The 24,111-nt window shown below is 74.1% G+C and carries 16 protein-coding genes; 4 read left to right on the forward strand and 12 right to left on the reverse strand.

Translation table 11 applies throughout. The features are described from left to right. Positions 1-9: 9 nt before the first annotated feature. Both K7396_RS12460 and K7396_RS12465 read right to left on the reverse strand, forming a co-directional pair. Positions 10-1,686 carry a TerD family protein gene (locus tag K7396_RS12460; RefSeq protein WP_152104570.1) on the reverse strand — a complete coding sequence of 559 codons (1,677 nt, stop codon included), beginning with the start codon at positions 1,684-1,686 and terminating at the stop codon, positions 10-12. Between the two features lie 112 nt (positions 1,687-1,798). After that, the gene (locus tag K7396_RS12465; protein WP_152104569.1) at positions 1,799-2,422 is read right to left on the reverse strand and encodes a M48 metallopeptidase family protein; all 624 of its coding nucleotides are present in this window, start codon (positions 2,420-2,422) and stop codon (positions 1,799-1,801) included. A gap of 178 nt (positions 2,423-2,600) precedes the next feature. Here K7396_RS12465 and K7396_RS12470 point away from each other — a divergent pair, with 178 nt between their 5' ends. Both K7396_RS12470 and K7396_RS12475 read left to right on the forward strand, forming a co-directional pair. Then, positions 2,601-3,728, forward strand: a complete 1,128-nt coding sequence (locus K7396_RS12470; protein WP_167392840.1) for a ThiF family adenylyltransferase — start codon at positions 2,601-2,603, stop codon at positions 3,726-3,728. A 56-nt stretch (positions 3,729-3,784) separates the two neighbouring features. Then, positions 3,785-5,236, forward strand: coding sequence for an ABC1 kinase family protein (locus tag K7396_RS12475; protein ID WP_086721267.1), 1,452 nt, complete (start codon positions 3,785-3,787; stop codon positions 5,234-5,236). An 89-nt stretch (positions 5,237-5,325) separates the two neighbouring features. Here K7396_RS12475 and K7396_RS12480 read toward each other — a convergent pair whose 3' ends face one another. The 5 genes from K7396_RS12480 to K7396_RS12500 form a co-directional block, all read right to left on the reverse strand. Beyond that, positions 5,326-5,523, reverse strand: a complete 198-nt coding sequence (locus K7396_RS12480; RefSeq protein WP_086721266.1) for a hypothetical protein — start codon at positions 5,521-5,523, stop codon at positions 5,326-5,328. A gap of 102 nt (positions 5,524-5,625) precedes the next feature. After that, the gene (locus tag K7396_RS12485) at positions 5,626-5,943 is read right to left on the reverse strand and encodes a hypothetical protein (protein ID WP_086721265.1); all 318 of its coding nucleotides are present in this window, start codon (positions 5,941-5,943) and stop codon (positions 5,626-5,628) included. Beyond that, positions 5,940-6,293 (reverse strand): WhiB family transcriptional regulator, encoded by a 354-nt coding sequence (locus K7396_RS12490; protein ID WP_086721264.1) that lies wholly within the window; start codon positions 6,291-6,293, stop codon positions 5,940-5,942. Before K7396_RS12490 ends, K7396_RS12485 begins: the two co-directional genes overlap by 4 nt. A gap of 118 nt (positions 6,294-6,411) precedes the next feature. Beyond that, entirely contained in the window at positions 6,412-6,735 is a 324-nt protein-coding gene (locus K7396_RS12495; protein WP_086721263.1) for a hypothetical protein, read from the reverse strand. 145 nt (positions 6,736-6,880) lie between these two features. Continuing rightward, entirely contained in the window at positions 6,881-9,109 is a 2,229-nt protein-coding gene (locus K7396_RS12500) for an ATP-dependent DNA helicase UvrD2 (protein ID WP_152104568.1), read from the reverse strand. Between the two features lie 449 nt (positions 9,110-9,558). On the opposite strand from K7396_RS12500, the gene K7396_RS12505 reads away from it, so the two are divergent. Beyond that, entirely contained in the window at positions 9,559-9,801 is a 243-nt protein-coding gene (locus tag K7396_RS12505) for a mycoredoxin (RefSeq protein WP_086721385.1), read from the forward strand. A gap of 169 nt (positions 9,802-9,970) precedes the next feature. Here K7396_RS12505 and nudC read toward each other — a convergent pair whose 3' ends face one another. From nudC to K7396_RS12530, 5 genes are all read right to left on the reverse strand, one after another. Continuing rightward, positions 9,971-10,906 (reverse strand): NAD(+) diphosphatase, encoded by a 936-nt coding sequence (gene nudC / locus K7396_RS12510; protein WP_167392843.1) that lies wholly within the window; start codon positions 10,904-10,906, stop codon positions 9,971-9,973. A 76-nt stretch (positions 10,907-10,982) separates the two neighbouring features. Continuing rightward, positions 10,983-12,383, reverse strand: a complete 1,401-nt coding sequence (locus tag K7396_RS12515) for a dipeptidase (RefSeq protein WP_086721386.1) — start codon at positions 12,381-12,383, stop codon at positions 10,983-10,985. A gap of 10 nt (positions 12,384-12,393) precedes the next feature. Continuing rightward, positions 12,394-16,080 carry a UvrD-helicase domain-containing protein gene (locus K7396_RS12520; RefSeq protein ID WP_152104567.1) on the reverse strand — a complete coding sequence of 1,229 codons (3,687 nt, stop codon included), beginning with the start codon at positions 16,078-16,080 and terminating at the stop codon, positions 12,394-12,396. A gap of 410 nt (positions 16,081-16,490) precedes the next feature. After that, positions 16,491-19,991, reverse strand: coding sequence for an ATP-dependent helicase (locus K7396_RS12525; protein ID WP_223660383.1), 3,501 nt, complete (start codon positions 19,989-19,991; stop codon positions 16,491-16,493). A 430-nt stretch (positions 19,992-20,421) separates the two neighbouring features. Then, positions 20,422-20,838 (reverse strand): MGMT family protein, encoded by a 417-nt coding sequence (locus tag K7396_RS12530; RefSeq protein WP_086719486.1) that lies wholly within the window; start codon positions 20,836-20,838, stop codon positions 20,422-20,424. 186 nt (positions 20,839-21,024) lie between these two features. Between K7396_RS12530 and K7396_RS12535 the strand changes: the two genes are divergently transcribed. Next, on the forward strand, positions 21,025-24,066 hold the full coding sequence (locus tag K7396_RS12535; RefSeq protein WP_373866913.1) for a lysylphosphatidylglycerol synthase domain-containing protein: 3,042 nt from the start codon (positions 21,025-21,027) through the stop codon (positions 24,064-24,066). Positions 24,067-24,111: the final 45 nt, after the last annotated feature.

Raw genomic sequence — 24,111 nt, forward strand, 5'->3', positions numbered from 1 at the left:
CGGGCTCCCTCAGACCTCGTAGGGCTGGACGACGATGAAGTTGCCGGGCGCGCCGCGGAACTGGAGGTTCACGGTCTCGCCCGAGTGGCCGGGGAAGGCCTGCCGGCGCAGGCTCACCTGGCTGGAGATGATCACCTGTGAGCCCGCGGACCAGGCCACGATGGCGTTGGCGTCGGCGAAGGTGGTCGGGGTGACCGGCAGTACCACCGGGGTGCCCTGGGTCTTGACGACGAGGGTGCCGGTCCCCTGGAACTGCATGGTGAACAGGGCGCCACCGGGGATGCCGTGACCCTCGATCCGGCGGACCTCGTGCTGCAGCGACTCGTCGAAGGCGAGGACGCTGTCGGCGGACACGCAGATGGCGTCGCCCTGCAGCTCGATGGGGTGGACGTGGGCGCTGGTCTCGGCGAAGAACACCTGGCCCTGGCCCGTGCAGCGCATCAGCTGCATCTCCTGGCCGGTGGCGTTGCCCACGATCCGGCCGCGGAAGCCGGCGCCCTTGTAGCCGAAGTCGACCTTGCCCTGGTAGAGCACCATGCTGCCCTGGCGGGCGAGCACCGGCTGGCCGTCGACGCCGAGGTCGACCCGGATCAGCTTGCTGTTCTGCGGGGTCCAGCGCTGCCCGGTGGGGGCTTCCTTGTACTTGTCCAGGACGACGCCGAGGCTCGGGCCGCCGCCCTGGGGCACCGCCGGGGCCTGGCCGCCGCCGTACGGGGTGCCCGGGGGCTGCTGTCCTGGCTGGCCGTAGGGGGCGGGTTGGCCCTGCGGCGGGCCGTAGCCGCCGGGCGGCGGGGCGGGCTGGCCGTAGGGCGGTGCCTGCGGGGCCTGCTGGCCGGGGAACCCGCCGGGCACCGTCTGCTGCTGACCGTACGGGTCCTGGCCGGGAGCCGGCTGACCGTACGGGGCCGGCGGCTGCTGGCCGGGCGGGGCGAGCGGGGCGGCGAGGGTGGGCGCGTGGTGCACCTGCGGGGCGGTGGGCCGGGGCGCGGCCGGGGGTGCTTGCGGCGCCCCCTGGGGCGGGCCGAAATCGGGCGCGGGCTGCGGCGGAGCCGGTGCGGCGGGCGGCGCGAAGGAGGGCGCGGGGGCGGCCGCAGCGGACGGCGGCGCGAAGCCGGGCGCGCCCTGCGCCGTGGCGGGCGGCACCGGGGTCTCGGCCTCCTCGGCGACCTCGCCGCCGAAGTTCTTCAGCAGCGCCTCCAGCCCGCCGTCGAAGCCCTGGCCCACGGCGGCGAACCGCCAGACGTCCTTGAGGTAGAAGTCGCCGAGCATGACGGCGCGTTCGGTGCTGAACTCGCTGCCGTTGAAGGAGTAGCGGGCGACCTCCTCGCCGCCGGCCACGATCCGGAGATAGCCGGGGCCGATCCCCGAGACCTGGCCGGCGCCGTCGAGCGCGGCGGTGAAGGAGAGCTTCCGGATGTGCGGGGGGATCTTGTCGAGGGTGACCCGGAACGACTCGCTGTCGCCGGCCTGCGCCCCGAGCAGCTGGATCGACTCCTCGGGCGAGGTGGGCTGGTTGAAGAAGACGAAGTACCGGTCGTCGGACAGCCGCTCGTCGGCGTCGAGTCCGAAGCAGCTGATGTCGAAGGTGAGGCCGGGGCCGGCGATCTGCACGCCGACGTACAGATCCGTTCCCGCCGTCAGATCACCGATCCTGGCCTTGTGGCCCCGCTGGAATTCCCTGGCCATACGTAACGTCCGTCCCCCGCTCCGGCTGTGAGTTCCTTCTGCGCGGCCAGGCTAACCGCTGGCGCCGACAGCGGGCGATGGCGGGGCGCGGCGGATGTGGTCCGGCCGCCGGTCAGTCGCCGCGGGCGGCGGGCAGATGGGGCAGCCGGTCGGCCGCGACCACTCCTTCGAGGTAGCCGCGGGCCCGCTCCGTACGGGGGTAGGTCTCCAGCAGCCGCCAGAAACGGGGGCCGTGGCCGGGGACGAGCAGGTGGGCGAGTTCGTGCAGCAGGACGTAGTCGATGACGTACTCCGGCATGCCCTGCAGGCGGTGCGAGAGGCGGATGCTGCCCTCCGCCGGGGTGCACGATCCCCATCGGGTGTTCTGGTTGGTCACCCAGCGCACCGTCGCGGGGCGGGCCCGGCCGTCCAGATACTGGCCGGAGAGCCGCTCGGCGCGCTCGGCCAGTTCGCCGTCGCCCAGCATCCGCTTGCTCTCCTGGGCGGCGAGCTTGTCCAGCATCACGGTGACCCAACGCCGCTCCTCCGCCTCGGACATCCGGGCCGGGATCAGGACGACGGTGCGGTCGCCCTCGCGGTACGCCGAGACCGTTCTGCGCCGCCGTGAGCTGCGGCGCACCTCGACGGCGCTGGTGCCCGGCCTGCGGGCGTCGGGGCTCGGGGCAGCCCTGCGCGGGGGGTCGGCGGCGCGGCGCAGGGGCGTCTCTCCCGGGCCGTGGGAGGGGTCGGCGGGCACGCGCCCGACGTTACCCGCTGGCGGGGCGGGACGTCCCGCCCCGCGGTCGGTTCGCCACCGAACCACTCCTTGGCGTGGACCGGTTGTACGACCGGCACCCACCGCCTGTGGATAACTTCCACGCGAATCCGCGGCACGGCGCATGCTGGGGTCCGGACGACGAAGGACGGGGGCGGAGATGCGGCATCCGATGCTCAAGCCCGCGCTGCGGCGCGGCTGGCGGGACAGGGAGACGGTGCGGTTCGGGGTGGCGCCGGCGCATGCGCTGGTGGTCGGCCCGGTCGACACGGCGACGGGCAGCTTCCTCTCCCTGCTCGACGGCACCCGCACCCTGCGGCAACTGATCGACGAGGGCGCGTCGCTGGACCTCCCGGCCGACCACGTACGGGGTGTGGTGGACCGGCTCGGCGCGGCCGGACTGCTGGAATCCCCCACCGCGGGCGGCCCGTCGGCCGAGGCGGTCCGGGCCGACCAGGCCGCCTTCGAGCAGCTGCGGCCCGACCTGGCGTCCCTCTCGGTGCGGCACCCGGAGCCCGCGGGCGCCCTGGCCCGGATGGGGGCGCGCCGGGCGGTCCGGGCCAAGGTCAAGGGGGCGGGGCGGGTCGGTGCGGCGATCGCGGGGCTGCTGTCGGCCTCCGGGATCGGCCGGGTGGAGGTGGTCGACGGCGGCACGGTCCGGCCGTGGGACGTGATGCCCGGCGCACTGCCGGCCGAGCGGACCGGCGAGCGGCGGGACGCCGCCGCGCGAGGGCTGGTCCGCCGGTCCTCCCCCTGGGGCCGCACACCGCGGCCGAGGGTCCCGCTGAGCGAATCCGGTGAACCCGGGCTGTCCCTGGTGGTGCTGGCGCCGCGCGACGGGCTCGGCGCGTACGCCCCCGACCCGGTGCTCTCCGAGCCGCTGGTCACCGCCGGGATCCCGCATCTTTACGCGGGGGTGATCGAGGGCACGGGTGTGGTGGGTCCGTTGGTACTGCCCGGTGGTTCGGCTTGTGCCCGCTGCGATGAACTGCGCCGTACGGACGCGGAGCCGGCCTGGCCGCGGCTGCTGGCGCAGTGGCGGTCGGGGCGCGGTGCGCCCGCGGTGCCGGCCTGCGACGCCGCGCTGGCCACGGCGGTCGCCGGGGTCGCCGCCGTGCAGGCACTGACGTTCCTGGACGGTGAACTGCCGCCGTGCACAGGGGCGCGGATGGAGCTCGCCGCGCCGTGTGCCACGGTGCGGACGGTGCGGATCGAGCCGCATCCGGAGTGCGGCTGCGGTGCGGCCGGGGTGCGGGGTGCTGCAGACGCCTCGGATACTCGGCCGTGACACGCCACAATGACGGAGTAACCCCGGTTGGGGGACAGTGTGAGTTGGAGGGGCGCATGTCTGATCTTCCCCGCAAGGCGGTCACCCGCACCGCCAAGCTGGCCGCGCTGCCACTGGGGTTCGCCGGCCGTGCCACCTGGGGCCTCGGCAAGCGGATCGGCGGCAGATCCGCCGAAATCGTCGGCCGGGAGCTGCAACAGCGCACCGCGGAACAGCTCTTCAAGGTGCTCGGCGAACTGAAGGGCGGGGCGATGAAGTTCGGGCAGGCGCTGTCCGTCTTCGAGTCGGCGCTGCCCGAGGAGATCGCCGGCCCCTACCGTGCCGCCCTGACGAAGCTGCAGGAGGCGGCGCCGCCGATGCCGACGAGCACGGTGCACGCGGTGCTGGCGGAGCGGCTGGGCGCGGACTGGCGGGAGCTGTTCGAGGAGTTCGAGGACACACCGGCGGCGGCGGCCTCGATCGGGCAGGTGCACCGTGCGGTGTGGCACGACGGCCGTGAGGTGGCCGTGAAGGTGCAGTATCCGGGCGCCGGCCAGGCCCTGTTGTCGGATCTGTCGCAGCTGAGCCGGTTCGCCCGGCTGCTGGGCCCGCTGATCCCCGGCATGGACATCAAGCCGCTGATCACCGAGTTGCGCGACCGGGTGTCGGAGGAGCTGGACTACTCCCTGGAGGCGGCGGCCCAGCGGGCGCACGCCGAGGAGTTCGCCGACGACCCGGATGTGGTGGTGCCGGCGGTGGTACACCAGAGCGACGAGGTGCTGGTGACGGAGTGGATGGACGGGGTGCCGCTGTCGGAGGTGATCGCGGACGGCACCGACGAGCAGCGGGACCGGGCCGGTCAGCTGCTGGCCCGCTTCCTCTTCTCCGGCCCCGCCCGTACGGGCCTGCTGCACGCCGATCCGCACCCGGGGAACTTCCGGCTGCTGGCCGGGGACTTCCCGGACGGCCCGGTCGAGGAGTGGCGGCTGGGGGTGCTGGACTTCGGCACCGTCGACCGGCTGCCCGAGGGCCTGCCGCCGACGATCGGCACCTCGCTGCGGATGGCGCTGGACAGCGAGGCGGACGCCGTCTACCGGCTGCTGTGCGAGGAGGGCTTCGTCAAGGAGTCCATCGAGCTGGAGCCGGACGCGGTGCTCGAATATCTGCTGCCGATCATCGAACCCGCCCTGGTGGACGAGTTCACCTTCACCCGGGGCTGGATGCGCCGGCAGGCCGCCCGGATCGGTGATCCGCGCTCCCCCGCCCACCAGTTGGGCAAACAGCTCAACCTGCCGCCCGCCTACCTCCTCATCCACCGGGTGACCCTGAGCACGATCGGGGTGCTGTGCCAGCTGGGGGCGAAGGTACGGCTCCGCGACGAACTGGAGGCATGGCTGCCCGGCTTCGTCCCCGAGGAGGAGCCGGCCGGCCCGGACGTCACCGCCCTCGACACCGTCGTGGAGATGGAGGCGGAGGAGGAGATCGGTACGGACCTCGGCAAGCGGGCCGTCGAGGAGACCACGGCCTGAGCCGTCCCGGCCGGGAGCAACCCCGGGTGGCCCCGGCCGTCGGCCCGCCGGCCCGGGGCTTCCGGCTCCGGTGGTGTCCGGGCCCGCCCTCACCACCAGCTCGAATCCAGCCGCCCTTCGATGGCCCGGATGTTCTCCCGTGCGCAGCCGTCGCAGAAGTAGCGGCGCTCGCGGTTCTCGACGGAGCAGGTCCAGGTCGGCGGGGAGCCCTCGGCGACCGCGCCGCACCCGGCGCACACCATGTTCCCGTCGGCCAACTCCGCCTGTTCACGCGTCTTCTGGTCCACCCGCCGACGATATCCCCGTCCACCCCCCGAAACGGGACACCACGCACCGCGGGGCCCGCCCTGTCGGACGGACCCCGTGGGTGGCGGCATCGGCCTACCGCCTTACTGCATCACGGCCATCGCCAGCGCACGGCGGGCACGGAGCGACGCGCGCTCGGCGCGCCGCTGCATACGCCGCGCGGCGGCGAGCCGGTGAGCCCTGCGTTCCGATTCGGCCTCTTGCAGGCGTTCGTGCATATGCGCACGGGCCAGGGCTTCTGGGATGAGTTGCATCGCGAGGTTCCTGTTCTGACGCGACTCGATCGCGTCGGCGTTCACGGGGACGGGGGTGTCGGTGAGGGAGGGATTCATCGTGAGGTCCTGCTTCTGGGGATCCCGTGTGAGGGGACGATCGATCGTTCCTGTGCTGATGGTGTTCATGCTGTGACCGGGTTCTTGCGCGGACGGCCACGCGGACGCTTCCGGGGCACGACGACGCCCTGGACGAACAGCTCGCCGCCCCAGACACCCCACGGCTCACGGCGGTCTTTGGCGCCGGCCAGACAGGCCTCACGGACCGGGCAGGTCTGGCACAGGGTCTTGGCGTACTCGACGTCGGCCGGGGACTCGGCGAAGAAGACCTCGGGGTCGTAGGTCCGGCACGGAACAGCAGCGCCGAGGCGGTCGATCTCGTCGTCGAGCTCGGTGAGGGGAAGCAAGGAGTTCTCCTGAGGGTCAGGCGGAGGGATCAGGTCGGTTGCTACGGACGGGGTGTGCGTCTGCAGTTGCACGGTGGTGTGTTCCTCGTCTGTTCGGCCCGCTGGTGGCGGGCGCGTGGGGCAAACAAAAGGGCCGCGGATCCCGGTGTGGGTTCCGCGGCCCTGGAAGGTGCCGACCTGATCGTGCCGATCAGGCTGGATCTCTCCAGGGTTCGAGGCCGCGGTAGGCCCACATGTCATGCTGCGTCTGGTACTGATTCCGGGATTCGGCACCCTTGGCCGCCGCGAAGACGCCGGCAAGTGCCGGAGCCGCCGTTGCTGCTACAGGTGCCTCGGTCGGTCGCGCGGTGCGCTCACTGCGCGTCAGCACAGCGAGGGACTCGGGGCGCGCGACCTCGATACCGGACGGACGGCCGAAGCCGGACAGACCGGTACCCGGGAGCGAGGAGCCGAGCGGGCAGGCGGCGACGACCGAGCGATCGGTCATTTTGTTCGTCTCGATGAAGCTGATCACTGGGCTCGCCTCCTCTCGGCGTCTCGGTGGACCGGGAATCCCGGTCCAGGGTGTTCAAGTACAGCACGGATCCATCGGATCTCGGAAAGAAACCGTTGTCTCCGTTGCTTCCGAAGGCTATGGGGATGCGCTCCGCGCGCGCAAACTATTTTTCCGACGAGTTTTCCGCGGCGTCCCCGGACCCGTCTCCCGAGGCCCCCACGAGCTCCTCGCCGGCACAGATGGCCAGCACGTCACCGCCGTAGCGGTCGAACTTCCGCCGCCCCACTCCGGAGATGACCGCGAGCTCCGCCTCGGATCCCGGCACCGCCTCCGCGATCGCCATCAGGGTCTTGTCGGTGAAGACGCAGTAGGCGGGCTGCCGGGAGCGGGCCGCCTGTCCGGCCCGCCACTCGCACAGCCGCTCGTAGAGCCCCTCGTCGAGCTCCGAGGGGCAGTCCTCGCACCGCATCAGCTTCATCTCGCCCGCGTCGGTGAGGGTCTTGTTGCAGACCCGGCAGCGGGCCGGGCTGCGGTGCCGGGGACGCCGTGCCACCACCGGCGTCCCCTCGCCGCGCTCGACGCCCCCGGAGAGCGCGCCCGGCGTACGGCGGCCGGCGACCGCCCCGGACCCGGGCCGCAGGCCGCTGAGGAAGCGGCTGGCGCGGCGGGAGGCCCGCCCGCCGGGCGAGCGCGCCAGCGACCAGGACAGGCCCAGATGCAGCCGGGCGCGGGTGACGCCCACATAGAGCAGCCGGCGCTCCTCCTCGATCTGCTCCTCGCTCTTGGCGTAGGTGATCGGCATCATGCCCTCGGTGAGGCCGACCAGGAAGACGGCGTCCCACTCCAGGCCCTTGGCGGCGTGCAGGGACGCGAGGGTCACCCCTTCGACCGTCGGGGCGTGCTGGGCGTTGGCCCGCTCGTCCAGCTCGGCGACCAGGTCCGCGAGGGTGGCCGCCGGCCGGGCCTTGGCGAAGTCCTCGGCGAGCCGCACCAGGGCCGCCAGGGACTCCCAGCGGTCGCGCACCGCCCCCGAGCCGGCCGGCGGGCGGCTCGCCCAGCCCATGTCGCTGAGCACCGCCCGCACCTCCGACGGCAGGTCCAGGGCGTCGTCGAGCAGCGCGTCGTTGCCGCCGAAACGAGCGGCGCCGCGCAGCTTGACGCCGGCCTCGCGCACCTCCGGCCGCTCGAAGAACCGCTCGGCGCCCCGCAGCTGATAGGGCACCCCGGCGTCGGCCAGTGCCTGTTCGTAGACCTCGGACTGGGCGTTGATACGGAACAGCACGGCGATCTCGCTGGCCGGCACGCCGGAGGCGATCAGGTCACGGATCCGGCGGGCGGTGCCCTCCGCCTCGGCGGGCTCGTCGGCGTACTCCGTGTACCCGGGCTCCGGTCCGGCCTCGCGCTGCGAGACCAGTTCCAGGCGCTGCTCGGCGGCGCGCCCCTTGGCCTGCGTCAGCAGAGCGTTGGCGAGGTGTACGACCTGGGGGGTGGAGCGGTAGTCGCGGACGAGCTTGACGACCGTGGCGTTCGGATGGCGGGTGCGGAAGTTGAGGAGGTGGTCGGGGGTGGCGCCGGTGAAGCTGTAGATGGTCTGGCTGGCGTCGCCGACCACGCAGAGGTTGTCGCGGTCCCCCAGCCACAGCTCCAGCAGCCGCTGCTGGAGCGGGCTGACGTCCTGGTACTCGTCGACGACGAAGTGCTGGTACTGGGCGCGGACCTGCTCGGCGATGTCGTGCCGGTCCTGCAGCACGCCGACCGTGAGGAGCAGCACGTCCTCGAAGTCGATGCTGCCGCGCTCCCGCTTGAGCTGTTCGTACGTGCCGTAGACCTGCGCGATCTCCGCCGGGTCGCGGGGGGCCTCGCGGCCGGCCTTGACGACCGCGGCCGGATAGTCGGCCGGCACGGTCTGGGTGACCTTGGACCATTCGATCTCGGCCGTGACATCGCGCAGCTCATTGCGGTCGAACCGCAGGCCGCAGCGGGCGGCGGACTCGGCGACCAGCTGGATCTTGCGCTCCAGCAGCCGTGGGACCTCACCGCCCACGGCCTTCGGCCAGAAGAACTGCAGCTGCCGCAGCGCCGCGGAGTGGAACGTCCTGGCCTGGACCCCGCCCGCGCCGAGCTGCCGCAGCCGGCCGCGCATCTCGCCCGCCGCGCGGGCCGTGAACGTGACCGCGAGCACACTCGCCGGCTGCAGGATCCCGGCCCGCACCCCGTAGGCGATCCGGTGGGTGATCGCGCGGGTCTTGCCCGTACCGGCACCGGCCAGCACGCAGACGGGACCGTGCAGCGCCGTGGCGACCTCGCGCTGCTCGGGGTCGAGCCCGTCGAGCACCCCGTCGGCCGAGTCAGGCACCTGCGGGAAAAGAGAGGAGTCCGTTGCTGCTGTCACCCCGCCATGCTGCCAGGTCCGCGAAGGCCCCCGGACAGCCCGTCCACAGCCGCCGCACCCCGGTCGTACGCATCACGCCCGCTGGGGACAACCCGACGCACGCGGGCGCGGCGGATGCTTTGCTTTTCTCAGCGCGGACCTCAGCGCGAATCAGCGCGAACCTCAGCGCGAAGGGGCGAGCGACGGGCGGGGGGAGGCTGAGGCGAAGCGGGGGCCGGAGGGTGCGGGCCGGGGCCAGGGCGTGGGCCCGGGTGGACGCCTTGGGAGCGCGGCACGAGGTGGGGCGCGTGTCGGAGCCCGGGTCGGGGGCGGAGGCGGTGGGGTGGGGCGGGGTGGGGGTGGGGGTCCCCCCGGGAATGCCTCGGGCACGTCGTACGTTGTGCCCCTCGGCCGCACCGATGACGCGTCGGGCGGTTTCGGATACGACGTAACGAAGGAGCGCGGGGCGCATGGCGGGCACTGTGACGATGTACAGCACGACCTGGTGCGGCTACTGCCGGCGGTTGAAGGGCCAGATGGACCGCGAGGGCATCCAGTACACCGAGATCAACATCGAGCACGACCCGGAGTCCGCGGCGTTCGTGGAGAAGGCCAACGACGGCAACCAGACGGTGCCGACCGTGCTCTTCCCGGACGGTTCGACGCTGACCAACCCGTCTCTGGCGCAGGTCAAGCAGAAGGTCGGCGCCTGAGCGTCGCCGGTGTGAGCTGTTTCATGGGCCGCCGGCCGGTTCGTTTCCGCGAACCGGCCGGCGGCCCTTTTGCGTGCCTCGCGGGGCGGCCGCCGTCCGGTGGGCGCGGGCGAGGAGCGGCCCGTCGGCCGCGCCTCCCTGCGACGCGGCCGCGCGTCCCGTGGTGCCCCTACGGCTTGGGCAGCGGCTTGCCGTACCAGAGCTCGATGAGGCGGGCGGCGATGGAGATGCCGTACGGCGGGAGGACCTCGCCGGACTCGAAGGCGGCGCGCAGGTCCTCGCGGGAGAACCAGCGGGCCTCCTCGATCTCCTCGCCGTCGACCTGGATCTCGGAGGACGTGGCGCGGGCCATGAAGCCCAGCATCAGGCTGGAGGGGAAGGGCCAGGGCTGGCTGGCGATGTACTCGACGTCGCCGACCACGACGCCGGCCTCCTCGAAGACCTCGCGGACCACCGAGTGCTCGATGGACTCGCCCGGCTCGACGAAGCCCGCGAGCGTGGAGAAGCGGCCCTCGGGCCAGTGCACCTGGCGGCCGAGGAGGGCGCGGTCCTCCTCATCCGTGACGAGCATGATCACGGCCGGGTCGGTGCGCGGGTAGTGCTCCGCACCGCAGGCGGGGCAGCGCCGGATGTGGCCGGCGGCGGCGATGACGGTCCGTTCACCGCAGCGTGAGCAGAAGCGGTGCAGGCGCTGCCAGTTCTCCAGGGCGACGGCGTGGACGAGCAGTCCGGCGTCGCGGGGGGAGAGCAGCAGGCCGGCCTCGCGCAGGCCCGCCGGGCGCGCGGACTGGTCCATGCGGCCGGGCAGCGTGTCCTTCTGGAGGGCGAAGTAGCTGACGCCGTCGTCGTCGGTGCCGAGGTAGTAGCGGTGGGCCTCGGTCAGCGGCGCCTCGAAGGACGGCGTCATGATCAGCTCGGTGCGGCCGTCGGGGGTGTCGTCGATCAGCGCCTGGCCGCCGGACACCACGAAGACGCGCGTCGTCGGGTGGCTCCAGGCCGCCGCCAGCCATGCCTCGTCGAGCCGGTGATGGGCGGAGCGGTCGATTCCGCTCGGCGCGCTGAACGTGAGCGGCCGGCCGGCGGTGTGGTCGGTCCAGGTGGTCACTGCTGTTTCCAACTCCCCCTGTGGCGTGGGTGATTGCTGCGTACGGGCGCGGAGCGGTACGGCGGGACGCGCGCGGTCAGGCCGGGCGCCAGGTCTCCGCCAGGTCGCCCCACAGGTGGGCGGCGGTCTCGACGCCCTTCATCAGCAGGTCGAGCTCGACCTTCTCGTTCGGCGCGTGCCAGCCGTCGGACGGCACGGAGATCCCGAGGAAGAGCACCGGGACGCCGAGGACGTCCTGCAGGTCGGCCGCCGGTCCGGAACCGCCCTCGCGGGTGAAGCGGATCTTCTGCTCGAAGGCCAGGCCCATGGCGCGGACCAGGGACTGGAGCGCGGGGTGGTCGAGCGGGGTGAGGCAGGGGCGGGTGGCGCCCCAGAAGGTGATCTCGTGGCGGATGCCGGGCGGGAGCTGGGCTGCGACCCAGTCGCGTACGGACTGCTGCACGGCGGCCGCATGCTGCCCGGCGACCAGCCGGAAGGACAGCTTCAGCTGTGCGGTGGAGGGCACGATGGTCTTGCCGCCGGGGCCCTGGTAGCCGCCGCCGATGCCGTTGACCTCGGCGGTGGGGCGGGCCCAGATGCGCTCCAGGGTCGTGCTGCCCGCCTCGCCGAGGGGGGCGTGGGAGTGCGCGGTGCGCAGCCACTCCGCCTCGTCGAAGGGCAGCTCGGCGAAGAGTTCCCGCTCGCGCTCGGTGAGCTCGATCACGCCGTCGTAGAAGCCGGGGACGGCGACGCGGCGGTCGGTGTCGTGCAGCGCGGCGGCCAGCCGGGCGGCCTCGGTGGCGGGGTTGGGGACCGCGCCGCCGAACGAGCCGGAGTGGATGTCCTGGTCGGGGCCGTAGAGGTCGATCTGGCAGTCGGTGAGGCCGCGCATGCCGGTGCACACCGTGGGGGTGTCCCGGGACCACATGCCGGTGTCGGAGACGATCACCGCGTCGCAGGCGAGGCGGTCGGCGTGCTTCTCGATCAGGGCAGGGAAGTTCGGGGAGCCGGACTCCTCCTCGCCCTCGATGAGCAGCTTGAGGTTGACGGCGGGGGCGGTGCGGCCGGTCGCGGCGAGGTGCGCGCGTACGCCCAGGGTGTGGAAGAACACCTGGCCCTTGTCGTCGGCGGCGCCGCGGGCGTAGAGCTTGCCGTCGGTGGTGTGCGGGACGAAGGGGTCGGTGTGCCAGCCGTCCTCGCGGGCGGCGGGCTGGACGTCGTGGTGGCCGTAGACGAGCACGGTCGGCGCGGACGGGTCCCCGGAGGGCCACTCGGCGAAGACCGCGGGCAGGCCGTCGGTCTCCCAGATCTCGGTGGCGGTGAAGCCGGTGTCGGAGAGCTTCGCGGCGAGCCATTCGGCGCTGCGGCGGACGTCGCCGGCGCGCTCCGGGTCGGCGGACACGGAGGGGATGCGCAGCCAGTCGGCGAGGTCCTGGAGAAAGCTCTCGCGGTGGAGGGCGATGTACGCGCGGACGGCGCTGTCCGGGGTTGTGCTCATACGACCGAGCCTATCGGCCTTGGGCCGGCGGCCGGTCGGCGGTCTCGCCGAGCAGGATGCGTTCGAGTCCGGCCCGGCCGGGCAGCCGGGCGGGTCTGACCACCTCGCCGCTGCGGACGTAGAGGAAGGCGGCGTCGACGGCGGAGGGCTCCAGGCCGTACCGCTCGGCCCAGGCGAGGCGGTAGACGGCCAGCTGGAGGGGGTCGGCGCTGTGGGCGCGGCCGGTCTTCCAGTCGACGATCTCGAAGCGGTCGCCGTCGGGGCCGGGCTCCTTGTAGACGGCGTCGATGCGGCCGCGGATCACCCGCCCGGCGAGGGTCAGCTGGAAGGGGGCTTCGACGCGGAAGGGGGTGCGGTGGGCGTAGGGGGTGCGGGCGAAGGCTTCCTTGAGGGTTTCGAGGTCGTGTTCGTCGACGATCTCGGTCTCCTCGCCGGGTTCGGCGCCCGGGAGTTCGTCGGGGCCGAGCAGCGGCAGCGTCAGCTCTTCGAAGCGGGACTCGACCCAGGCGTGGAAGCGGGTGCCGCGGCGGGCGCCGGGCTGGGGCGGGCGCGGCATGGGGCGGGCGAGTTCGCGGGCGAAGCCGTCGGGGTCGGCGGCGAGGCGGAGCAGTTGGGTGGCGCTGAGGGCGGAGGGCAGCGGGACGTCGCGGACGGTGGCGCGCGAGCGGCGCAGTTCGGCGGCGAGCGCGTCCAGATCGCGGTCCCAGGAGCCGACGGTGCGCCGCTCCTCGGGGAGGAGGGCGTGCGGCGCGGTGTCGTCGGGGTGGGCGGTGCCGGGGCCGGCGGGCGCCGTGAGGTCGGGCTCGGCGGCGCGCTGGGCGCCGATACGGGCGGCGGGGCGCGGGGACGGGTGGGCCTCGGGGATGTCGTGGGGCGGGGGGTCGTACGGCGGGGGGTCGTCCTCGTCGTACGGAACGGGTTCGCCGGACGGGGCGCCCTGCGCGTACGGCGGGGCCTCGTCGAACGGCGAAGCCCCGCCGGTCGGCAGGACGTCGTCGAACGGCGGAGCGTCCTCGAACGGCGGGGCGTCGTCGAACGGGTCGGGTTCGGGGAGGGCGTCGTCGTGGGGGTCGGTGTCCCAGGGGTCGTCCGGCGGGGGTGGTGGCCAGTCGGGGTCGTGGGCGGGGCGGGACGGGGCGGAGGCGGCGGGGGTCTCGCCCGTCCGGCGCTCCAGGTGGGCGCGGACCGTGGCGGCGGCGGCGCGGCGGCGGGCCGTGGCGGTGGGATCGAGGGGCAGCGGCCAGGCCTGTTCCGTGGCGGCCTCGGCGAGGGCGGGGTTCTCCTCGCCGTCCCCGGGGGCCGGGGCCCAGTGCTCGATCTCGCCGTGTCCTGCCTCGCAGTGGGTGCGCAGCGCCTCCAGGAAGGCGGACGGGCCGCGGGGCCGCTTCTGCTGGGGCCCCCACCAGTGGCCGGAGCCGAGCAGCAGGGAGCGGGGGCGGGTGAAGGTGACATAGCCGAGGCGGAGTTCCTCGGTCTCCTGGTGTTCCTTCATCGCCTCCTTGAAGGATTTCAGGCCGCGGGCGCCCCATTCGCCGATGTCGGGGAGGGTGGCGGCGTCGCCGCGCAGGGCGTGCGGGAGGACCTTGGCGCGGCTGGTCCAGGACTCGCGGGCCTGTTCGCTGGGGAACTGCTTGGCGATCAGGCCGGGTACGGCGACCACGTCCCATTCCAGGCCCTTGGACTTGTGCGCGGTGAGGACCTTGACGGTGTTGTCGCCGCCCGGAAGGGAGCTGTCGAGGCCCTTTTCGTGCTGGACGGCGGTGCGCAGGAAGCCGAGGAAGGCGAGGAGGGTGGCGTCGCCGTCGAGGGATTCGCCGCCCTGTTTGGCGGCGAATCCGGCCGCGATGTCGAGGAAGGTGCCGAGGGTTTCGCGGCGGCGGGCGGCGAGGGCGTGCGGTGACGCGGACAGCTCGACTTCCAGGCCGGTGGCGGCGAGCACCCGGTGGAGCACGTCCATGAGGGGGTCGCCCAGGGAGCGGCGCAGGTCGCGGAGTTCGGCGGCGAGGTAGGCGAAGCGCACCCGCGCCTCGGGGGAGAACGGGAGCTGGTCGTCGGGACCCTCGGCCTCCAGGAAGGTGTCGAGGGCGTCGGCGAGCGAGATGGTCTCGGCGGGGTCCACGCCCTCGACGGCCTCGGCGAGGCGCTGGGCGGGGTCGTCGGACGGGCCGCCGTGGTGGACGAGGGTGCGGGCGCGGCGGCCGAGGAGTGCCAGGTCGCGGGGGCCGATCCGCCAGCGCGGGCCGATCAGCAGGCGGACCAGGGCGGCGTTGGCCGTCGGGTCCTGGAGCACCTCGCAGACGGCGACGAGGTCGGCGATCTCGGGCAGGTGCAGCAGCCCGGAGAGGCCGACGACCTCCACGGGAATGTCCCGGGCGACCAGTTCCCCCTGGATGCGGGCGAAGTCGCCGGCGGTGCGGCACAGGACGGCGATCTCGCCGGGCGGGGTGCCGGTACGGACGAGGTGGGCGAGGGAGTCGGCGAGCCAGCTGAGCTCTTCGGCGTGGGTGGGCAGCAGGGCGCAGCGGACGGTGCCGTCGCGCTCGGCGCCGGGGGCCGGGCGCAGCGCTTCGACGCCTCGGTGCATCCGGCGCAGCGGGGCGGCGAGGCCGTTGGCGAGGTCGAGGAGGCGGCCGCCGCTGCGCCGGTTCTCGCTGAGGGCGTGGCGGCGGGCGGGGGTGCCGTCCGGGAAGGGGAAGTGGGCGGGGAAGTCGTCGAGGTTGGCCACGGAGGCGCCGCGCCAGCCGTAGATGGCCTGGCAGGGGTCGCCGACGGCGGTGACGGCGTGCCCGGTGACGGTGTCGCCGCCGGCGCCGAAGAGGCCGGACAGCAGGAGTCGCTGGGCGACGGAGGTGTCCTGGTACTCGTCGAGCAGGACGACCCGGAATTCGTCGCGCAGGATCCGGCCGACCTCGGGGCGGGTGGTGGCGAGGGTCGCGCAGTGGGCGATCTGGTCGCCGAAGTCGAGGAGGTCGCGGCGGCGCTTCTCGGCCCGGTAGGCGGTGACGAGGTCGAGCAGTTCCAGGCGGCCGCGGGCGGTCTCGGGGACCTTGCGCAGGTCGGCGTTGGTGAGCTTCACCCCGTCGAGGACGGCGAGGAGCTCGGTGTCGTGGGCGCGGAGCGCGGCCGGGTCCACGAGGTGCTCGGCGAGCTCGGCGTCCAGGGCGAGGACGTCCTCCACGAGGGAGGGCAGCGAGGTGGTGAGCGCGGGGTAGGGGCCGGGGGCGGCGCGGAGAGTACGGGCGGCGAGCTGGAAGCGGGTGGCGTCGGCGAGGAGCCGGGCGCTGGGCTCCAGGCCGATGCGCAGGCCGTGGTCCTTGAGGAGCTGGCCGGCGAAGGCGTGGTAGGTGGAGATCCGCGGCTCACCGGGGGGCTGGTCGGCGGCGGTGCCCGCGGCGCCGGACGGGAGCGGGTCGGGGTCGGTGACCCCGGCGGCGAGGAGCGCGGCCCGGACGCGTTCCGCGAGTTCGCCGGCCGCCTTGTTCGTGAACGTCAGCCCGAGGACCTGCTCGGGGGCGACCTGACCGGTGCCGACCAGCCACACCACGCGCGCGGCCATGACCGTGGTCTTGCCCGAGCCGGCCCCGGCCACGATGACCTGCGGGGCGGGCGGAGCGGTGATGCACTCCGTCTGCTCCGGCGTGAACGGGATACCCAGCAGCTCCTTGAGCTGCTCGGGATCGGTGAGGCGAGCTGACACGAGACAAACGGTAACGGGCGCCACCGACAATCCACGGCGCTTGGGTGGCCCTCCCACGTTCGGCTGTCCCGCCGTGGGGGTTTCTCTTTGTTCGCCTGCGGCGGGCCGGGTCCGCTGCGCGGGGCTGTGGGTGCGGTGACGGACCTCCGAGATCCACCCCCACCGGCCTTCTTCCCACCCCCCAACGGGAGGGGACGGGCCGGAGCGGGTGGGTGTCCGGACGTAAAGCGAAGCAGTCCGGACACCCACCCGCGGAGGCCCGTCACCGGCACCCCGACAGCCCCGCGCAGCGGACCCGCCCGCCGCCAGGCGCAACGCCGGGCGCACCGCGCCAGCGGGCGAAACACGGCGACCAACCCCCACGGCGGCAAAGACAAAAACGTGGGAAAAAAGCCAAACGCAGTGAAACGTCACTCCACGACCTGCCCCCCCTCCGGCTGAGCGCTGCACGAAGCGCGGAACGTGCAGTGGGTGCAGTGGGTGCCGGTGGTCGGTGTGAAGCGTTCCTCCAGGACGCGGCCCGCGGCGGTGGCGAGGAGTTCGCCGACCCACTCTCCCCCGGGCTGCTCCGGGGGGCCTGCCGGCTCCAGTGGCTGTTGCGCCTGTACGGCGGGCAGTGCGTCGCCGCCCTCCTTCTGGGCGGCGCCCAGGCGCAGGTGCACCAGTTCGGCGCCGCCCGGCTCGGGGGTGCGGCCGTCGAAGGCGTCGTCGACGGCGCCCTCGCGGACCGCGAGCTGGTAGACGGCGAGCTGGGGGTGGCGGGCGACCTCGGGGCCGGTCGGCTTCTGCTTGCCGGTCTTGAAGTCGACGACGTACGCGCGGCCCTGTGCGTCCTTGGAGACGTGGTCCATGCTGCCGCGGATGCGGACCTCGTAGGCGCCGGCCCGGAGGGTGAGGTCGAAGCCGTGCTCGGTGGCGACGGTGTCCCGGCCGCGGGTCTCGCGCTCCATGACGTGCCAGCGCAGGAAGCGCTCCAGGGCGGCGCGGGCGGACTCCTTTTCCTGGCGCGACTTCCAGGGGGCGTCGAAGGCGAGGGCGTCCCATACGGAGTCCAGGCGCTCCATCAGGACGGTCAGGTCGGCGGGGGTACGGCCGGAGGCGACCTCGTCGGCGAGCACATGCACCACGTTGCCGAAGCCCTGGGCGGCGGTGGCGGGGGTGTCCGCCTTGACCTCGCGGCCCAGGAACCACTGGAGGGAGCAGGTGTTGGCGAGCTGGTCGAGGGCGCTGCCGGAGAGGACGACGGGGCGGTCGCGGTCGCGGAGCGGGACCGTGCTGTGGGTGGGTTCGTGCAGGCCCCACCAGTTGTCGGGGTGGGCAGCCGGTACGAGGGGGTACTGGTCGTCGTCGCGGAGGGCGGCGAGTTGCGCGAGCCGCTGGGCGGCGGCCTCGCGCAGCGCCGGGGTGGCGGCCGGGTCCACGGTGGTGGCGCGCAGTTCGGCGACGAGCGCGGCCACCGAGAGGGGCCGGCGCGGGCGGCCGGTGACGTCCTGGGGGGCGACGCCCAGTTCGGTCAGGAACCGGGAGGGCTGGTCGCCGTCGTCGGCCGCGGCCTTCACGGCGGTGACGACCAGGCGTTCGCGGGCCCGGGTGGCGGCGACGTAGAACAGCCGGCGTTCCTCGGCGAGCAGGGCGCCCGGGGGCAGCGGCTCGGCCAGGCCGTCGCGGCCGATCCGGTCGGCTTCCAGCAGCGAGCCGCGGCGGCGCAGGTCGGGCCAGAGCCCCTCCTGGACCCCGGCGACGACGACGAGCCGCCATTCCAGGCCCTTGGCGCGGTGCGCGGTCATCAGCCGTACGGCGTCGGGGCGCACGGCGCGCCGGGTGAGGGTGTCGGCGGCGATGTCCTGGGCGTCGAGTTCCTCCAGGAAGTTGAGCGCGCCGCGGCCGCCGGTGCGTTCCTCGGCGCGGGCCGCGGTCTCGAACAGCGCGACGACGGCGTCCAGGTCCCGGTCGGCGTTGCGTCCGGCGGCGCCTCCCCGGTGGGCGGCCCGCTCCAGGCGCTGTGGCCAGGGGGTGCCGTCCCACAGCTCCCACAGGGCCTGTTCGGCGGTGCCGCCGCCGGCCAGGAGTTCGCGGGCCTTGCGCAGCAGCAGCCCGAGCCGCTGGGCGCCGCGCGCGTAGGCGGGGTCGTGGGCCACCAGGCGCTGCGGTTCGGCGAGCGCCTGGGCGATCAGCTCGTCGGAAGGCCGCGGCAGCGCCTGCCCGGCGGCGCGTTCCTCCTCGCGCAGGGCCCGCCCCAGCCGCCGCAGGTCGGCGGCGTCCATACCGCCCAGCGGGGAGGTCAGCAGGTCCAGCGCGGTCTCGGCGTCGAGCACGGGGCGGGCGCCGGGGGCGGGGGCGGCCTCGACAGGGTGGGTGTCATCGGGGACGGCCTCGGCGGACGGGGCATCCCCGGGGGCAGACTCGACGGGCAGGGCGTCATCGAAGGCGGGCGCGACGGGCGAGGCGCCACCAGGGGCGGCCGCCCCGGCTTCCCCCTCCCCCGCCCCGGCCCCGTCCGCACCCGGCCCCTCCAACGCGGCCCGTGCCGCCACCCGCAGTGCGGTCAGCAGTGGGGCGACCGCGGGTTCGTGGCGCAGGGGCAGGTCGTCGCCGTCGATGTCGAGCGGTACGCCGGCGGAGGTCAGGGCGCGGCGTACGGCGGGGAGGGAGCGCCCGCCGGCGCGGACGAGGACGGCCATCTCGTGCCAGGGCACGCCGTCTTCGAGGTGGGCGCGGCGCAGGATGTCGGCGATGTTGTCGAGCTCGGTGCCGGGTGTCGGGTACGTGTACACCTCGACGCGGCCGCCGTCCCGTACGGGCACCGGTTCGCGGTGGGCGCGGACCTTACGGGCGGGCAGGCGGGTGAGCGGCATCCGGTGGGTGAGCAGCCGGGTGGCGGCGAGCAGGGCGGCGCCGGAGCGCCGGGAGGTGCCGAGCACGGCCACGGGGGCGGGGGTGCCGTCGCCGCGGCGGAAGGTCTCGGGGAAGTCGAGGATGCCGTTGACGTCGGCGCCGCGGAAGGCGTAGATCGACTGGTCGGGGTCGCCGAAGGCGACGAGTGTGCGGCCCGGAGCGCCCGGCCGGCCCGTCGCTCCGTGGTTGCCGGCGAGCGCGCGCAGCAGCCGTACCTGGGCGGCGTCGGTGTCCTGGTACTCGTCGACGTAGACCGCGTCGTAGGCGGTGGCCAGTTGTGCCGCGACGTCGGTGTCCTCGGCGAGCAGCACCGCGCGGTGCACCAGCTCGGCGTAGTCCAGTACGCCCTGGGCGTCCAGGACGTCGAGGTATTCGGCGAGGAAGGCGGCCGCCGCGCTCCAGTCGGGGCGGCCGGTGCGGCGGGCGAAGGCGTCGAGGGCGTCCGGGCCCAGGCCCAGTTCGCGGCTGCGGGCGAGCACCGCGCGGACCTCGTCGGCGAAGCCGCGGGTGGTCAGGCAGGCCCGCAGTTCGTCGGGCCAGCTCACCCGGGCGCGGCCGGTGCCGGCCAGTTCCGCCTGTCCTTCGAGGAGTTCGCGGACGGCGAGGTCCTGTTCGGGTCCTGACAGCAGCCGGATGGGGTCGGCGAAGAGGTCGGCGTCCTGGTGGGCGCGGACCAGGGCGTAGCAGAAGGAGTGGAAGGTCGTCGCCTGCGGGATGCCGGCCCGGGGGCCGGCCCCGGGGGCGGTCGGCCCGGCGGGCTGTCCCTCCAGGTCGGCCAGCCGGGCCGCGAGCCGGTCGCGGAGTTCGACGGCGGCCTTGCGGCTGAAGGTGAGGACGAGGATCCGGTCGGGGTCGGTGCCGGCCCGCACCCGGCGGGCGACCGACTCCACGAGTGTCGTGGTCTTGCCGGTGCCCGGCCCGGCCAGCACCAGCAGGGGGCCGTGCCGGTGGTCAACCACGGCGCGCTGCGCTGCGTCCAACGCAGGAGGAGTCGCCCGCCCCGGCGGGGTGCGCACCAGCCGGTACGTGCCCGCGGCACCCCGCGGCGCCGCCCGGTGGGGCTGCGTCGTCGGGACGGCCGGGGAGGCCGAGAAGGAGGAACTCACGTGGATCGCCGGTCCTGAGGAGGTGCTGGTCGTGGTGCGGTGGTGGTGCGCGGCGCCGTGGTCCGCGGGCCGGGAGTGGTCCGGCCGTGCGGGGCGCGGCGGGGCCGTCGTCGTGACGGCAGGGCCCGACGCTACGCCAGGTGGTGGCCGTGCCGCAGCGCGTCCCACGGCCCGCCGGGCGGCCGCCGCCATGACCCGCCGGGTGGCCGGCCCCGTGACCCGCCGGGTGGCCGGCCCCATGGCCCGCGGCTCGGTGCCGCCGGCCCGGAGGGCTGTCGTTCGGCCCGGGCCGGCCCGGCGGCTCGGGTCCGCGACCCGGGCGGGACGCGGCCGGGAGCCGCTAGTCCGGGCGCCCGTCCCAGCGGGCCCGCCGCATGTCGAGCCGCGGTATGTGGTCGTCGGCGGCGTGCGGGGCGGTGCGCAGCGGAGTGCCCTCGTCGCGGTAGTGCGCCAGGGCGCGCAGTTCGCTGCCGGGCAGCAGCCGGCCGTCCGCGCGGACCACCCGCCACCAGGGCACGGCGCCGCCGTAGAGCGCCATCACCCGCCCGACCTGCCGCGGACCTCCTTCTTCGAGCCACTCCGCGACGTCCCCGTACGTCATCACCCGGCCCGCCGGGATCAGCTCGGCGACGGCCAGGACGCGTTCCGCGTACTCCGGGAGTTCCGGACCTTCCGCGCCTCCCGGACCTTCCGGGCCTTCCTGGTCTTCCGGGTTCGCGGGGAATTCACCCGATGTCTCATCTCCGGTCCCACTCATTCGGTCCATCCTGCCGCACGGCACCGACAATGGGAGCGGACACACGGTCCCGTCCCTCCGGGAGGTCGGTGGCAAGGCGTCGGCGGCCCCGTGCGGGGAGGGCGTTCCGCTTCCCGCGCCCCCGAAATGCACCCTGATGCCCCCCTCCACCGGTCGGCCGTGCCACCATCTTCCGGACGGTGACTGGTGATACGAGATCAAGAAGAGACGGCCGAGCAGCAGGGTGCGGCGCCTCCATGGGAGGCGGGCGCCCCTGAAGCGCTGGCCGTCGACGCCGCCGGCCCGGCGCCCGGACCGGCCGCACGGACCCGGCGGCCGCGGCGGCGGCAGGCGGCACCACAGGGGAAGCACCAACGGAGGCCGGACACGGCTTCCGCTACCGAAAAGGCGAGCACGATCGAGAAGGCCGAACGACCCGGGGCGTCCGAGAGGCCGGAAGGACCCAAGGAGCCCGAGCCCACCGAGCGGCACGAGGAGGAGCCGAACGGCGAGCGGAACAGCAGGGAGCCCGAGGAGGGGCAGGACGGACCGGCCGCGCGCGACGAGCACGAGGAGCCGGCGTCCGGCACGCCCCAAAACCGGCCCCACACGGGCTCGCACCGCTCCGACCTGGGCTCCGGCGAGTACGGCGAGTTCCACGTCGACCGGGTCTCCGGCGACGAGCCGCTGCTGCCCGCCCGGGTGCACCGCCCCGCCGACCTGCTGCGGCTGCTGCTCGGCATCGCCGGGATCGCCCTCGTCCTCGGACTCGCCACGTTCGCCCACGGCACCACCCAGGGCCTGGCGCGGGACATCGGGACCGGCGCGAAGGCGGCGCCGCCGCTGCTGATCAACCTGGCGGGGCTCACCTCCAGCGTCGCGGTGCTGATCGTGCCGGTGGCGTTCGCCGTCGAGCGGCTGATCAAGCGCGACGGGCTGCGGATCGCGGACGGGGTGCTGGCCGCCGTCCTCGCCCACGGAGTGTCGCTGGCCGCCGACCTGTGGGTGGCCGACTCCGCGCCCGTCTCCATCCGGGACGCGCTGACCCAGCCCCTGGAAAACGGGTCGCTCTCCGCCCCGGTGCACAGCTATCTGGCGCCCGTGATCGCCTATATGACGGCCGTGGGCATGTCCCGGCGGCCGCGCTGGCGGGTCGCGATGTGGTGCGTGCTGCTGCTGGACGCCTTCGCGGTGCTGGTGGGGCGCTACACCACCCCGTTCGCGATCATCACGACGGTGCTGATCGGCTGGACCGTCGCCTACGGCACCCTCTACGCCGTCGGCTCCCCCAACGTCCGCCCCACCGGCCAGAACCTCCTCGCGGGGCTGCGCCGGGTCGGCTTCCATCCGGTGTCCGCGCTGCGGGCGGAGGACGCCACCCCCACGGAGCACACCGAGCACCCCGACCGCGGCCGCCGCTACCTCGTCACCCTGGAGGACGGTCCGCCGATCGACGTCACCGTGGTGGACCGCGAGCAGCAGGCGCACGGCTTCTTCTACCGGGTGTGGCGCAGGCTCTCGCTGCGCGGCATCAACCAGCGCCGCAGCCTGCAGTCGCTTCGCCAGGCGCTGGAGCAGGAGGCGCTGCTGGCGTACGCGGCCATCGCGGCCGGCGCCCACGCCCCCAAGCTGATCGCGACCTCCGAGCTCGGGCCGGACGCGGTGATGCTGGTCTACGAGCACATCGGCGGCCGCACCTTCGACTCGCTGGCCGACGAGGAGATCACCGACGCGCTGATGCACAGCGCCTGGCGGCAGGTCGAGGCGCTGCAGTCCCGGCGGATCGCGCACCGGCGGCTGGTCGGTGACGCGCTGCTGATGGATCGTTCCGGCACCATCGTCCTGACCGAGCTGCGCGGCGGCGAGATCGCGGCCGGTGATCTGGTGCTGCGGATGGACATCGCCCAGCTGCTGGCCACCTGCGGTCTGCGGGTCGGTGCGGAGCGGGCGGTGGCCGCGGCGGTCGAGGTGCTCGGCCCGGACGCGGTCGCCGACAGCCTGCCGCTGCTGCAGCCGATCGCGCTGAGCCGCACCACCCGCGCGACGCTGCGCCAGCTGGCCCGCGAGCGCGCCAAGCGGGAGCGGGAGGCCGTACTGGCGGCCTCGCAGGCGGCCAAGGAGGCGCGGGAGGAGCGCGAGGCGGAGGGTCCCAAGGACCGCAAGACGCTGCGGGCCGAGCGGCACGCGGAGAAGAACGCCGAGAAGCGGGCCCTGGACGAGGCGTCGGAGGAGGCCCGCGAGGAGGATCTGCTCGCCCAGATCCGCCGGCAGGTGCTGCTGATCCGTCCGACCGCGGTGATCGAACCCGCCAAGCTGGAGCGGCTCAGCCCGCGCAAACTCATCACCTGGATTGCCGGCGCCTTCGCCGTGTACCTGCTGTTGTCCCAGCTCACCAACTTCAACCTGGGCGACATGGTCAACAAGGCGGAGTGGGAGTGGGTGCTGGTCGCGGCCTTCTTCTCGGCGCTGACGTACATCGCGGCGGCGATGAGCCTGCTGGGGTTCGTCACCGAGCGGGTGTCGTTCGTCCGCACGGTCATCGCGCAGATCGCGGGCAACTTCGTGAAGCTGGTGGCGCCCGCGGCGATCGGCGGTGTGGCGCTCAACACCCGCTTCCTGCAGCGGGCCGGGGTCCGGCCGGGGCTGGCGGTGGCCAGCGTCGGCGCGTCCCAGCTGTTCGGCCTGGGCAGCCATGTGCTGCTGCTGCTGGTCTTCGGCTATCTGACCGGCACCCAGGAGCAGACCCCGTCGATCTCGCCGTCCCGTACGGTCATCGCCGGCCTGCTGACGGTGGCTGTGCTGGTCCTGATCGTCACGGCGGTGCCGGCGCTGCGGAAGTTCGTCTCCACCCGGGTGCGGTCGCTGTTCGCGGGGGTCGTCCCGCGGATGCTGGACATCCTGCAGCGGCCCGGGAAGCTGGTCACCGGCATCGGCGGGATGCTGCTGCTGACGGCGGCGAACGTGATGTGCCTGGACGCCTCGATCCGGGCGTTCGGCGGCGGCGACACGATCAGCTACGCGAGCATCGCGGTGGCCTTCCTCGCCGGTAACGCGCTGGGCTCGGCCGCGCCGACGCCGGGCGGTGTGGGCGCCGTCGAGGGCGCGCTGATCGGTGCGCTGACGGTCGCCGGGCTCGCGGGCGACACGGCCTTCCCGGCGGTGCTGCTGTTCCGGCTGATGGTCTTCTGGCTGCCGGTGCTGCCGGGCTGGCTGGCCTTCACCTACCTCACCCGCAAGGGCGAGATCTGAGCGGAGCCCGCAGGGCGCTGCGGCCTCCGGCGCACGGCACGCGAA

The sequence above is a fragment of the Streptomyces angustmyceticus genome (assembly GCF_019933235.1).
Taxonomy (GTDB): Bacteria; Actinomycetota; Actinomycetes; order Streptomycetales; family Streptomycetaceae; genus Streptomyces; species Streptomyces angustmyceticus.